The organism is Marinomonas alcarazii (assembly GCF_003208215.1).
Classification (GTDB): domain Bacteria; phylum Pseudomonadota; class Gammaproteobacteria; order Pseudomonadales; family Marinomonadaceae; genus Marinomonas; species Marinomonas alcarazii.
In genome coordinates, this window is sequence record NZ_QKLW01000011.1 from 57,379 (window position 1) to 69,794 (window position 12,416).

At 43.1% G+C, this 12,416-nt stretch carries 13 protein-coding genes; all 13 read left to right on the forward strand.

Features of this window, described 5'->3' with window-relative positions; genetic code table 11:
* The first annotated feature begins 91 nt into the window (after nucleotides 1-91).
* Nucleotides 92-814 (forward strand): UMP kinase, encoded by a 723-nt coding sequence (gene pyrH / locus DFP75_RS16670; protein ID WP_110577184.1) that lies wholly within the window; start codon nucleotides 92-94, stop codon nucleotides 812-814.
* A 7-nt stretch (nucleotides 815-821) separates the two neighbouring features.
* Nucleotides 822-1,379 (forward strand): ribosome recycling factor, encoded by a 558-nt coding sequence (frr, locus tag DFP75_RS16675; protein ID WP_110577185.1) that lies wholly within the window; start codon nucleotides 822-824, stop codon nucleotides 1,377-1,379.
* 51 nt (nucleotides 1,380-1,430) lie between these two features.
* Complete coding sequence (uppS, locus tag DFP75_RS16680; protein WP_110577186.1) at nucleotides 1,431-2,162, forward strand: polyprenyl diphosphate synthase; 732 nt, start codon at nucleotides 1,431-1,433, stop codon at nucleotides 2,160-2,162.
* 2 nt (nucleotides 2,163-2,164) lie between these two features.
* Entirely contained in the window at nucleotides 2,165-2,968 is an 804-nt protein-coding gene (locus tag DFP75_RS16685) for a phosphatidate cytidylyltransferase (protein ID WP_110577187.1), read from the forward strand.
* Complete coding sequence (gene ispC, locus DFP75_RS16690) at nucleotides 2,968-4,140, forward strand: 1-deoxy-D-xylulose-5-phosphate reductoisomerase (RefSeq protein WP_110577240.1); 1,173 nt, start codon at nucleotides 2,968-2,970, stop codon at nucleotides 4,138-4,140. Before DFP75_RS16685 ends, ispC begins: the two co-directional genes overlap by 1 nt.
* Complete coding sequence (gene rseP, locus DFP75_RS16695) at nucleotides 4,140-5,486, forward strand: RIP metalloprotease RseP (RefSeq protein WP_110577188.1); 1,347 nt, start codon at nucleotides 4,140-4,142, stop codon at nucleotides 5,484-5,486. The genes ispC and rseP overlap by 1 nt, the downstream gene beginning before the upstream one ends.
* 10 nt (nucleotides 5,487-5,496) lie before the next feature.
* Nucleotides 5,497-7,812 carry an outer membrane protein assembly factor BamA gene (gene bamA / locus DFP75_RS16700; protein ID WP_245927084.1) on the forward strand — a complete coding sequence of 772 codons (2,316 nt, stop codon included), beginning with the start codon at nucleotides 5,497-5,499 and terminating at the stop codon, nucleotides 7,810-7,812.
* Nucleotides 7,813-7,842: 30 nt separating this feature from the next.
* Nucleotides 7,843-8,337, forward strand: coding sequence for an OmpH/Skp family outer membrane protein (locus DFP75_RS16705; RefSeq protein WP_110577190.1), 495 nt, complete (start codon nucleotides 7,843-7,845; stop codon nucleotides 8,335-8,337).
* Between the two features lie 3 nt (nucleotides 8,338-8,340).
* Complete coding sequence (gene lpxD, locus DFP75_RS16710) at nucleotides 8,341-9,381, forward strand: UDP-3-O-(3-hydroxymyristoyl)glucosamine N-acyltransferase (RefSeq protein WP_110577191.1); 1,041 nt, start codon at nucleotides 8,341-8,343, stop codon at nucleotides 9,379-9,381.
* On the forward strand, nucleotides 9,378-9,815 hold the full coding sequence (fabZ, locus tag DFP75_RS16715; protein WP_110577192.1) for a 3-hydroxyacyl-ACP dehydratase FabZ: 438 nt from the start codon (nucleotides 9,378-9,380) through the stop codon (nucleotides 9,813-9,815). Before lpxD ends, fabZ begins: the two co-directional genes overlap by 4 nt.
* On the forward strand, nucleotides 9,815-10,591 hold the full coding sequence (lpxA, locus tag DFP75_RS16720) for an acyl-ACP--UDP-N-acetylglucosamine O-acyltransferase (protein WP_110577193.1): 777 nt from the start codon (nucleotides 9,815-9,817) through the stop codon (nucleotides 10,589-10,591). The genes fabZ and lpxA overlap by 1 nt, the downstream gene beginning before the upstream one ends.
* 65 nt (nucleotides 10,592-10,656) lie before the next feature.
* Complete coding sequence (lpxB, locus tag DFP75_RS16725; RefSeq protein ID WP_110577194.1) at nucleotides 10,657-11,814, forward strand: lipid-A-disaccharide synthase; 1,158 nt, start codon at nucleotides 10,657-10,659, stop codon at nucleotides 11,812-11,814.
* Nucleotides 11,814-12,413 (forward strand): ribonuclease HII, encoded by a 600-nt coding sequence (rnhB, locus tag DFP75_RS16730; protein ID WP_110577195.1) that lies wholly within the window; start codon nucleotides 11,814-11,816, stop codon nucleotides 12,411-12,413. The genes lpxB and rnhB overlap by 1 nt, the downstream gene beginning before the upstream one ends.
* The last annotated feature ends 3 nt before the right edge of the window (nucleotides 12,414-12,416 follow it).

Consider the following 12,416-nt stretch of genomic DNA (forward strand, 5'->3'; position numbering starts at 1 on the left):
GACTGCCCCTTTTTATGAGAGATGAGTGCGATGAGTGTCGGTTAGATTGACCTCAGTTATTCAAGAAATGAAATCATTGCCGGAGGTTGATATGCCAAAAGAAAAGAGTCCAAAATACAAAAGAATTTTGCTTAAGCTAAGCGGCGAAGCCTTGATGGGCGATGAGTCATTTGGTATTGACCCTAAAGTGTTAAACCGCATTGCGTTAGAGATAGGGCAGTTGCGTGGTATTGGTGTTGAAGTAGGTATTGTTATTGGTGGCGGTAATTTGTTCCGTGGTCAGGCGTTGAGTCAGGCTGGTATGGATCGAGTAACTGGCGACCATATGGGGATGCTGGCGACCGTTATGAATGCACTGGCAATGCGAGACGCATTAGAACGAGCGAATATTGCAACACGTGTAATGTCGGCTATTACTATGACAGGAATTGTTGAGCCTTATGACAGACGTCGTGCGATGCGACTGATGAAAGAAGGTGATGTGCTTATTTTCTCTGCTGGTACAGGGAACCCTTTCTTTACAACTGACTCTGCTGCTTGTTTACGCGGCATTGAGATTGATGCAGATGTCGTAATGAAAGCAACAAAGGTGGATGGTGTTTATTCTGCCGATCCTATGAAAGATCCTACTGCCGTGAAATATGATACATTGGGTTACGATGAAGTGCTTGAAAAGCAATTAGGCGTTATGGACTTAACTGCCATTTGTTTGACTCGTGACCATTCTATGCCAATACGCGTATTTAATATGAATAAGCCCGGAGCCTTGGTGAATATCATGGTTGGTGGCAGTGAAGGTACACTGATTAAGTGAGGAAATTATGATTAACGAAATTCTTAAAGACGCAGAAGACCGTATGGGCAAAGCAGTGGCTTCTGTTGAATCTGCGTTTAAAAAAATCCGTACAGGTCGTGCACACCCAAGTATATTGGACTCAGTGAAAGTGAACTATTACGGTTCAGAGACACCACTAAGCCAAGTGGCGAATATTACCGTTGAAGATGCACGTACATTGGGTGTGTCTCCTTGGGAAAATAACTTGGTTCCTGAGATTGAAAAAGCCATTATGAAATCTGATCTTGGTTTAAATCCAGCGACAAATGGTAATCTTATTCGAATTCCTATGCCTGCTCTGACAGAGGAAACGCGTAAGAATTATTTTAAGCAAGCTAAGAATGAAGCGGAAAATGGTCGTATTTCCATCCGTAACATTCGTCGTGATGCGAACAGTTCTTTGAAAGACCTAGTGAAAGAAAAAGAGATTTCTGAAGACGATGATCGTCGTGCACAAGATCAAGTTCAAAAAATTACTGACAAGTATGTTGCTCTTGTTGAAGAGCGTCTTGCTGCGAAAGAAAAAGACTTGATGGAAATCTAATGGAAGGAGCGAGCTTTCGAGCTCGCTTTTTTTGTTGACTAGGGTAATGCTATGTCTGAATTGGATGGCGCTGATATTAATTCAGTAGTCGTGCCTGATCATATTGCCATTATTATGGATGGCAATAATCGCTGGGCAAAGAAAAAACATCTTCCGAGCATTGCGGGTCATACAGCCGGTGCTGCTGCGGTTCGCCGTGTTGTTGAAGCGTCTGCTAGAGCTGGTGTTAAAGTGCTAACACTATTCGCATTTTCAAGCGAGAACTGGAAACGCCCAAAGTTGGAAGTGGATGGTTTGATGAAGTTGTTTATGCGTTCTTTGAAAAAAGAGTTGAAACGACTCAATGAGCATAAAATCCGCTTGCGAGTAATCGGTGATTTGTCTGGCTTTAGTCAGGGACTACGAGAGCAGATTCAAAGCACCGAAGATGCAACAAAAAATAATGATCAGATGACGCTTGTCATTGCGGCAAATTATGGTGGTCGCTGGGATATTGCTGAAGCGGCCAAGAAAATGGCAGAGCGTGTTGCTGCTGGCGAATTGTTGCCAGAAGATATTAATGAATCTTCGTTGGCTGAGCACGTGCAGTTGGCCGATTTGCCCCCGCCAGATCTGTTGATTCGAACCTCAGGAGAGGAGCGAATTAGTAATTTTATGCTTTGGCAGACTGCCTATTCTGAGTTTGTCTTTCTTCCGGTATTGTGGCCAGATTTTGATCAATCGCATTTCGATGAGGCTGTTCAAACTTATCAAAACCGTCAACGTCGTTATGGTGGTCGATAACTATGTTACTCCCCAGAATTTTTAGCGCCATTGTCATGGCTTTTCTGTTTATTTATGCTGTTTTTGTCTTGGGCGCTTCTAGTTTTGTTTTTGCAATGGCGGCTGTTGTTGTACTGGCTGGCTGGGAGTGGGCCAGATTGTCTGGCGTGCGAAGTCAATTGGGTCGCGTTGCTTTTGCAGCGGCAGTAGGTGCTATATGTTTTGTGGTTCTTGATAGAGATTTGCAGAGTGCGTCGCTGACTATTAGCCCGGTTTTATGGGCTCTTGCGTTGTTTTGGGTGATTCGTTACCCCGTTCCTTTATTGTGGAAGTTTAAAAGCAGTCGTTTGGTGTTTGGCGCCCTTGTATTGGTAACGACATGGTCGTCTTTGGTTGTATTGCGCCAGTCAGGTGATTTTGTTGTTTGGATTCTGCTTCTTATGGGGCTTATTTGGGGCGCTGATACGGGAGCCTATTTTGCTGGTCGTGCTTTTGGTAAAAGAAAATTAGCCCGCTTTGTTAGCCCTGGCAAATCGTGGGAAGGCGTTATTGGTGGCTTGCTGCTTACCCAAGTTGGTTTGGTTGTATTTGCTCAATTGAGTGATTTTACGTTAAATCAATGGTTCATTTTGGCTGCGATTGGTTTGATTACTTCATTTGTCTCTGTGTTAGGTGATTTAACCGAGAGTTTGTTTAAGCGCCATGAAGAGCTAAAAGATTCAAGTCATTTAATTCCAGGTCATGGTGGCGTTATGGATCGTGTGGATAGCCTGACGGCGGCGGCTCCTATTTTTGTGTTAATGCTTAGTTTGGTGGGATGGCTTTGATGCAAGGCATTTGTCTTTTAGGTGCAACAGGATCGATTGGTCAAAGCACGTTGGATGTTATCGCTCAGCACCCAGATAAATTTTTTTTGGTAAGTGCCTCAGCGAATCAAAGCGTGGATAAAATGGCAGATATATGCCGTCGTTTTAACCCGCAGCGTGTTGTTATGGGGTCTCAGGCGGCACGAGATGAGTTGGCAAGTAAGTGCCAAGACTTAGATGTTTCGTTTGAGTGGGGAGCGGACGCGCTAGATAGCATCGCTTCAGACTCGTCTGTTGACCAAGTTATGGCTGCCATAATGGGGTTTGCTGGCCTAAAGCCAACGTTAGCGGGTATTCGTGCAGGTAAGCGAACCTTGCTTGCCAATAAAGAGTCTTTAGTAACGGCTGGGAAGCTCTTTATGGATGAGGTGGCACGTAATAATGTTGTCTTATTACCAATAGACAGTGAACATAATGCTATTTATCAGAGTCTACCTCAGACATCTAATGGCGCTCATAAGCAAGATGTCGCAAGTATTATTTTAACAGCCTCTGGTGGTCCGTTTAAATCTTGGTCAATTGAAGATATGGCCAGCGTGACGCCAGAGCAAGCTTGTAAGCACCCGAATTGGTCGATGGGGCAAAAAATATCCATTGATTCTGCAACCTTAATGAATAAAGGTTTAGAGCTGATTGAGGCTTGTTGGTTGTTTGATGTGACGCCGAATGAGGTGGAGGTTGTTGTCCACCCAGAAAGCATAGTTCATTCTATGGTGTCTTATATTGATGGTTCTGTCATCGCGCAGATGGGGAATCCAGATATGAAGATTCCAATTGCGTACGGTATGAGTTGGCCACAGCGTATTGAGACAAATGTACCTCCTTTGAGTTTTGTGGATGTGGCTCGGCTGAATTTTGAGTCCCCAGATTTAGTGCGTTTTCCTAACTTAAAGTTGGCGGCCGACGCTTGGTTTATGGAAGGCACAGCGATGGCTGTGTTAAATGCCGCGAATGAAGTGGCTGTTTCTGCTTTTTTAAAAGGTGAAATTGGTTTTCTTGATATTGCCCGCTTAAATGAGAGGGTGTTAATGTCTGCGGATATTCGTTCCATTAATGCAATAGAAGATGTTTTTGAGGCGGATCTTTATTCTCGTCGCCTTGCTCTGGACTTGGTCTCTGGTGGTGGTTTCTGATGATACAGAATATTCTTTCTATTGTTGTTGCCCTTGGTGTTCTTATTACATTTCATGAGTTTGGGCATTATTTTGTTGCGCGCCGCTGTGGTGTGAAGGTGTTGCGTTTTTCGGTTGGTTTTGGCAAGCCTATATATCGTCATATTGGTAAAACAGGAACGGAGTTTACTCTGGCTATGATTCCTCTTGGGGGGTATGTTCGCATGCTTGACGAGCGTGAGGGGAATGTTTCTGAGTCTTTGAAAAGTCAAACCTTCAACTGCAAATCAGTGTGGCAACGTATTGCGATTGTGGCGGCGGGTCCTATCGCCAATTTTATTTTAGCCGTCGTTATTTATGCGATTGTTGCTTTGCTTGGTGTGCAGTCTGTTGCGCCCAAAGTAGGGCAGGTTGATCCGCAATCACCTGTCTCTCAAACGCAAATCCAGCCTGGCGATGAGCTTGTGGCACTTGCTGGTGAGTCTGTATCGTCATGGGACGATGTAAATTTAGTGTTAGCAGACTTGATCGGTAAAACAGGAACCATTATCGTTCGTTATCAATCTGAAAGTGGCGGCTCTTTGCATGAAGAGGAGATTGATTTAGATCGTTGGCTAGTGGGTGATGAACCAAATAACTTGATTCGAGCATTTGGACTGTTGCCGTGGCAACCCACTGTGCTGCCCGTGATTTCTCAGGTTGTCGATGATGGAGCGGGTTTCGCTGCAGGTTTTCAGCCTGGTGATGAAATTTTATCGATCAATGGTCAGTCTGTTTCGAGTTGGCAAGAGGTTGTCGCATCTGTGCAAAGTAGTCCTAATCAGACGCTTAGTATGGCGGTGCAGCGTAAGCAAAATGTGGTTAATTTGACGTTACAGCCAAAGTACACTGAGCGTGATGGCAAGGCGATTGGTTATGCAGGTTTGGCGGTGGTTCCTCCTAAATGGGATGAAAGTCTTGTTAGGGAGAGGCACTATGGGGTTTTCGAGGCTTTGTTTTATGGTGTTGAGCAAACCCATAAAATGGTATCTTTAACCGTTTCCTCCATTGGGAAAATGTTACAAGGATTGATTTCCGTTGATAATTTATCCGGGCCGATAACGATTGCCAAAGTGGCAAGCGCATCGGCGGACTCCGGAGTACAGTCTTTTTTGAAGTTTATGGCGTACCTCAGTGTGAGTTTGGGGGTGCTTAATTTATTGCCTATTCCAATGTTAGATGGTGGGCATTTGGTCTTTTTTGGCATTGAAGCGATTCGACGTAAGCCAGTATCTGAACGAGTTCAGGCCTTGGCTTATCGTATAGGCGCTTCGCTTTTATTTGCTTTAATGGCTGTGGCCATTTTTAATGATATTGCCCGCTTGTAGAGAGGTATATGTGAAAGTCGTTTCAGCTGTATTGTTGGCTTTAATAAGCGTGCAGAGTTTTGCGAAAACGGTAGAAGATGTTCGTATTGATGGCTTGGTTCAGATGCCTTCAGCAAGAGCCTTCGATGTTATTGGGTTTAATGAAACAGAGTCGTATGACTCTGCTAAAGTGTATCAAGCAATTACTGGTCTTTTTAGGACGGGTTACTTTAGTGATATTGATGTTTATGAAGACAACAATGTCTTGGTCTTTGATGTTGAGGAGCGACCTTCAATAGGTAATCTAACTATTGAGGGAAATGAGCTAATCAAGACGGAAGACTTGGAGAGGGGGCTTAAGTTATCAGGTTTAGAGGTTGGTGAAATCTATAAACCAGAAACCCTTAATCAGATCGTTCAAGAACTCCAGCGTCAGTATTACGCACTAGGTCGATACAGCGCTAAGGTAGATATCACGATTAATGAAATGCCTCGTAACCGTACGGGGATTGTGATCAATATAGATGAAGGTGATACAGCAAAGATTGTTCACCTTAATATCGTTGGCAATAAAGCGTTTGATCAGGAAACTCTGACAAAAGACTTTGAGTCTAGCGAAACAGGGTCATGGAACCCTTTCAGCTCTGCGGATGAATACGCAAAAGCAAAAATTGAAGGTGATATAAATACACTGAAAAGCTTTTATTTAGATAAGGGTTATTTAGATTTTCAAGTTGTTTCTAGCCAAGTAAGTCTGTCTGCCGATAAGCGCGACGTTTACATCGTTATTAACGTTGATGAGGGTGAACCGTACACTATCAATCAAGTTTCGTTAAGCGGCAGTTTGCCTATTTCTGAAGATCGAGTTTGGTCGAAGATCACTCAAAAAACGGGCGATGTTTTTTCTCGTAGTCAGGTGACTTCAATTATTGAAGGCATTTCAACAGAGCTTGGTGATCATGGCTATTTATTTACCAATGTGAATGTCATTCCTGAAAAGTTTGATGATCATACGGTGAATTTAAGTTACCAAATTGCTCCAGGGCCAAAAGTGTATGTTCGCCGAATCACATTCAGTGGTAATAGCGAAACCCAAGATGAAGTGCTGCGTCGTGAAATGACACAGTTTGAAGGGGCGCTTGCGACTCATTCCAAAATACAATCCTCTAAGCGCCGTATTGAACGTCTCGGCTTCTTTAGTAGTGTTGATTTAAGAACTCGTCCTGTTGCGGGCACGTCGGATCAAGTCGATCTGGATGTGGTTGTTCAAGAGCAAGCTTCTGGAAGTATTCAAGCGAGCCTTGGCTACTCTCAAGAAGATGGAACGGTACTGGGTTTTGGTATTTCCAAGCGCAACTTTTTAGGTACAGGCAATAAGCTCTCCTTTAATGCGCAACGTACCAATCAAACACAAGATTACTCTGTTAATTATGATAATCCTTACTTTACCGTTGACGGTGTAAGTCGTGGCTTCCAGCTGTTCTATCAAACCAGTGATCATGCTGATGATGATGTGGAAGATTATGATCTTGATGAGATAGGTGTGGGTGTTAACTATGGTTATCCTATATCGGACACTCAGCGTTTGTCTTTTGGTATGACAGTAAAAGAAAGTACCGTGAAGTTAGGTTTTGAGCCATCTAATGAAACCAAAGATTATGTTAATAATTATGGTGAAAGCTATGAAGATGTCATTGCGAACCTTACTTGGACTGATAGCGATTTAGTGGGTGGGGTATTGCCAACTGATGGTTACTCAACGAGGGCTACGCTAGAGGTCGCTCTGCCCGTTGGTGATCAGCAATATACTAAGGTAGGATTAACTTCTCAGCGCTATTGGAATTTGACAGACTCTAATTTGTGGTTGTTCCGCCTGAAAGGTCGCCTTGGGTATGGGAGAGGATATGGTGACACAGATACGCTTCCTTTCTTTGAAAACTACTATGCAGGTGGATCCTATTCGGTAAGGGGTTATGGAGCCTCATCTTTAGGGCCTAAGAACTCTTATGATGCTGGTTCTAATAATACTAGTTCTGCATTGGGTGGTAACATCCTAATGACAGGTACTGCGGAGCTGATTTTTCCATTACCAATGGTGGAAGACCATAAGTCTGTTAGGACGGCTTTGTTCTTAGATGGTGGTAACGTATTTACTGATACTTGCCTTGCTGGTAATGCTCAGTGTAATGAAGGCATTGATCCTGAGGAACTGCGCTTCAGTGTTGGGTTTAGTTGGACATGGATTACACCAATAGCGCCTTTGTCGTTTAATATTGCGCGTCCTTTGAATTCCAAGAGCGGTGATAAGACAGACTTTTTCCAATTCCAGTTGGGAACTACTTTTTAATTTAGAACGCATTATTTAATAGGATTTAAAATGAAAAAGCTCATAACTGCGATTTTTACACTATGCTTTATAACGAGTGTACAGGCGACAGAAGTGGCTGTATTAGATTTTAGAGCGGCGCTTTTACAAAGTAATATTGGTCAAGAAGCTGCCAAAGAACCTAAGCAAAAAGTTGCTGCTATGGACGCTCGTCTTAAAAGTGAGCAAGAAAGCCTAGAAGCGGATGCAAATAATTTAAAACGCGATGAATTAACCTTGTCTGAAGAGGAGTTTAAAAAACGTCGCGCTGAATTAGCTGAGAAACAGAATAAAATTCGTAATATGGCTGCGAATATGCAGCGTCAAGCGAAGGAATTAGAACAACAGCTTATTCAATCGTTAACACCAAAAGGTGAAGCGGCTTTGAAAGCGTTAATTGAAGAGCGAAAATTAGATTTGGTGCTAAATAGACAGTTGAGCTTGTATGCAAGTGGTGCATCAGATATTACTGATGAGCTTGTAGAGCGAATTAATAAGGACAATTAATATATGAGCCATACGCTAGGGCAATTGGCTGCCAATGTACAAGGTGTCGTTAAGGGTAATCCTAATCTTATTATTGAAAAATTAGGAACACTCGAAAATGCGACACCGCAAGAGTTAAGCTTCTTGGCTAATCCAAAGTATCAAAGCCAGCTTGCTACGACTTCTGCAGGAGCGGTTCTTGTTAAAACTGAGGAGCTGGCTCAGTTGGTTGAAAATGCCATAGTGGTTGCTAACCCATACCTAGCGTTTGCTCAATTATCAACTTTGTTTGTTCCCCGTACTCAGTGCTGGAGCGGGATTCACCCTAGCGCGGTCGTGTCATCGACGGCCCAATTAGCGAGCGATGTCGTCGTAGGCCCTAATGTTGTTATAGATGACAATGTTGTTATTGCCGAAGGATCTGTCATTGGTGCTGGCTGTGTGCTTAGTCGTGGCGTTCGCCTAGGTAAAAATACTAAGTTATACCCTAATGTCACTCTTTATCATGATGTTGTGCTCGGAGATTCTTGTATCATTCATAGTGCGGCTGTGATTGGTGCAGATGGCTTTGGTTTTGCTCCTAATGAGGGCTGCTGGGAAAAAATACATCAACTTGGGTCTGTGGTGCTTGGCGATGCTGTTGAAGTTGGTGCCAGTACAACAATTGACCGTGGTGCGATAGAGAACACCTTAATTGGCAATGGCGTTAAAATAGATAATCAAGTTCAAATTGCTCATAACGTCATAATTGGAGATAATACGGCAATTGCAGCCAGTACGGCAATTGCAGGTAGTACGAAGATAGGTGCCCTTTGTACGATTTCTGGTGGTGTTTGTATTGCCGGTCATTTGACAATCATTGATCATGTTCATATTACCGGTATGAGTCTGATCAGTAATTCCATTTTGGAGAGTGGCTCTTACTCTTCCGGAATGGGAATGGAACCAACAAGTAAATGGCGTCGAACTGTTGCTAGGGTCAGAAGAATTGATGACATGGCGAAACAGTTTTTACAATTGAAACAACAGGTTAATAAGTTTTTAGAGAAGGTTGATAATAAATGATGGACGTAAATGAAATCCGCCAATACCTACCGCATAGGTATCCGTTTTTGTTGGTGGATCGTGTTGTAGAACTGAATTTAAATGAGTCCATTATTGCGTACAAAAATGTCACCATTAATGAGCCGTTTTTTAATGGACATTTTCCAAACCATCCGGTTATGCCTGGTGTTTTGATTATTGAGGCAATGGCTCAGGCTGCCGGTATTCTTGGTTTTAAAACCATGGATAAAAAGCCAGAAGATGGATCTATTTACTACTTTGTTGGTTCTGATAACGCACGTTTTAAGCGTCCAGTTGTGCCTGGTGATCGTTTACAACTTGAAGCTAAAATTGTGACTGAAAAACGTGGTATTTGGAAATTTGAATGTAGAGCAACTGTTGACGGTGAGTTAGCGTGTTCTGCTTCTATTCTGTGTGCAGACAGGAAAATATAGTGGCGATACATCCAACTACTTTAATCGATTCGAAAGCAGAGATTGACTCCAGTGTGGAAGTTGGTCCTTTTTGTGTTATCGGACCGAATGTAAAAATTGGAGCTGGTAGTGTTATTAAATCCCACGTTGTGATTAATGGTCATACAACGATTGGTGCTAATAATGAAATTTACCAGTTTGCTTCTGTTGGAGAAGCAAACCAAGATAAAAAGTACAAGGGTGAGCCGACACAACTGGTGTTGGGTGACAATAATGTGATTCGCGAAAATGCTACTATCCACCGTGGCACGGTCCAAGATAACGGTATCACTCTCATTGGAAGCAACAACCTGTTCATGGCAAGTACTCATGTTGGTCATGATTGTATTGTGGGCGACAATAATATTTTAGCGAATTTTGCTGCGCTAGCAGGGCATGTCACAGTAGGTAATAATGTTATTCTTGGTGGCTACACTGGTGTTCACCAGTTTTGCCAAGTGAACTCTTATAGTATGTGTGGTATGGGTTCTATGGTGTCCAAAGACATACCAAGGTATGTCATGGTGTCTGGTAGCCCTGCGAAAGCTCATGGAATGAATTTTGAAGGTATGCGCCGTCGTGGCGTGGCCCCAGAAATTATTCGAGCATTACGTGCTGCTTATAAAATAGTGTATTTGAAAGGCTTAACCTTAGAAGTTGCATTATCAGAGCTCGAGAAAGGGGAGCTGTCTCAGATCCCTGAAGTCACCGAGTTCATATTGTCAATTCGGAATTCAAAACGTGGAATAGTCCGATAGACACCATGTATTAAAAGAAAACCCCGGACAGCTTCGGGGTTTTTTTATTGTTAGAGGTTGTGAAAATGCAAGTAACGTCTGCAACGCGTTATGTTTTGGTCGCTGGTGAGGCGTCTGGTGATATATTAGGGGCAAACTTAATTGCTCATTTAAAACTATTACAGCCCAACGCTACTTTTGAAGGCATCGGTGGTCCTTTGATGGAGGCGCAGGGTTTTAAAAGTATGGTACCTATGGACCGATTATCCGTAATGGGATTGGTTGAAGTATTAGGGCGCTTAAGAGAGTTGTTAGGGATACGTAAGCGCTTGTATGAAGATTGTTTAGCGAATCCACCCACGGCCTTTATTGGTATAGATTCACCTGATTTTAATATGCCACTGGCTAAAAAGCTTAAGCATGCAGGGATACCTACCGTCCATTATGTTAGCCCCTCTGTCTGGGCATGGCGCCAAAAACGAATTTTTAATATTAAGAAGTCTGTCGACCTCATGTTGGCACTTTTTCCATTCGAATTACCAATCTACCATGAGCATAATATTCCTGTTGTCTGTGTTGGCCACACTTTAGCTGATGATATTCCATTAGAAAGTGATCCTCTGGAGGCAAGGCGTTCGCTTAATTTGGCGGATATTTCTGGCCCTGTGTTTGGTATTTTGCCGGGATCGAGAGAAGGTGAGGTGTCACGATTGGCGCCACTTTTTATCGAAACGATGAAGCAAATCAAGCAACATCAACCAGAGGCGACTTTTTTAATTCCAGCCGCCAACAAGGAACGACGCCTACAAATTGAAAAAATCCTTCATGAAGCAAACGCCGAAGCGATTCTGATTGATGGCAAGTCCCGTGTTGTGATGGCCGCGTCTGACGCTATTTTATTGGCATCAGGCACAGCCGCATTAGAAGCTATGTTGGTTAAACGCCCAATGGTTGTGTCATATCGGGTGAATAAATTGACCTTTGCTATTATGTCTAGAATGATAAAAGTGCCGTATGTCTCCCTGCCTAATTTATTGGCAAATGAAACGTTAGTACCTGAGTTATTACAAGATGAAGCCACACCAGATAATCTAGCGATTCGTTTGGTGCAAACTTGGAAGTCTTTTATCACGGATCAGTCCATTCAAGATAAATACCTGCAGTTACATAAAATGTTGCGTAAAAATGCAGGTGAAAAGGCGGCAGAAGCGATTGTTGCGATGCTTGAGGATAAAGGAAAGTAATGGAACCTTTTGTTAGTCAGATGTATTTCGGCGAGTTGTTAGCAGGTACTGATGAAGCTGGGCGAGGTCCGTTAGCCGGTGAGGTTGTTGCAGCCGCGGTGATTCTCGATCCTACTCGGCCCATCCTTGGCTTGGCGGACTCTAAAAAGTTGACAGAGAAAAAACGCGAGGCTTTGTATGCCGAGATAATCGACAAAGCCTTAGCTTATGCTATTGCTAGTGCAACAGTGGCTGAAATCGATGAAATAAATATTTTACATGCCAGCATGTTAGCTATGTCTAGAGCAGTGTCGCTTCTTTCAGTTCAACCTGAGCATGTATTAGTGGATGGTAACCGTCTTCCGCCCAATTTACCGTGTCCAGCAGAAGCGGTTGTGAAAGGTGATGCTCGCCAAGAGGCTATTTCGGCTGCTTCTATATTAGCGAAAGTGACTCGTGATAGGGATATTGTGAAGGCTGCCGAGATTTATCCAGAATACGGATTTGAAAAACACAAAGGTTACCCCACAGCCCAGCACCTTGAAGCAATACGTTTGTATGGTATTACACCAATACATAGACGTAGCTTTGGTCCAGTTAAAAAGCTATTAGAAGGATAATAT

What these genes read in the sequence shown, in the direction of transcription:
- pyrH (WP_110577184.1), top strand. Translation starts at nt 92, where the DNA reads ATGCCAAAAGAAAAGAGTCCAAAATACAAAAGAATTTTGCTTAAGCTA.
- frr (WP_110577185.1), top strand. Translation starts at nt 822, where the DNA reads ATGATTAACGAAATTCTTAAAGACGCAGAAGACCGTATGGGCAAAGCA.
- uppS (WP_110577186.1), top strand. Translation starts at nt 1,431, where the DNA reads ATGTCTGAATTGGATGGCGCTGATATTAATTCAGTAGTCGTGCCTGAT.
- DFP75_RS16685 (WP_110577187.1), top strand. Translation starts at nt 2,165, where the DNA reads ATGTTACTCCCCAGAATTTTTAGCGCCATTGTCATGGCTTTTCTGTTT.
- ispC (WP_110577240.1), top strand. Translation starts at nt 2,968, where the DNA reads ATGCAAGGCATTTGTCTTTTAGGTGCAACAGGATCGATTGGTCAAAGC.
- rseP (WP_110577188.1), top strand. Translation starts at nt 4,140, where the DNA reads ATGATACAGAATATTCTTTCTATTGTTGTTGCCCTTGGTGTTCTTATT.
- DFP75_RS16705 (WP_110577190.1), top strand. Translation starts at nt 7,843, where the DNA reads ATGAAAAAGCTCATAACTGCGATTTTTACACTATGCTTTATAACGAGT.
- lpxD (WP_110577191.1), top strand. Translation starts at nt 8,341, where the DNA reads ATGAGCCATACGCTAGGGCAATTGGCTGCCAATGTACAAGGTGTCGTT.
- fabZ (WP_110577192.1), top strand. Translation starts at nt 9,378, where the DNA reads ATGATGGACGTAAATGAAATCCGCCAATACCTACCGCATAGGTATCCG.
- lpxB (WP_110577194.1), top strand. Translation starts at nt 10,657, where the DNA reads ATGCAAGTAACGTCTGCAACGCGTTATGTTTTGGTCGCTGGTGAGGCG.
- rnhB (WP_110577195.1), top strand. Translation starts at nt 11,814, where the DNA reads ATGGAACCTTTTGTTAGTCAGATGTATTTCGGCGAGTTGTTAGCAGGT.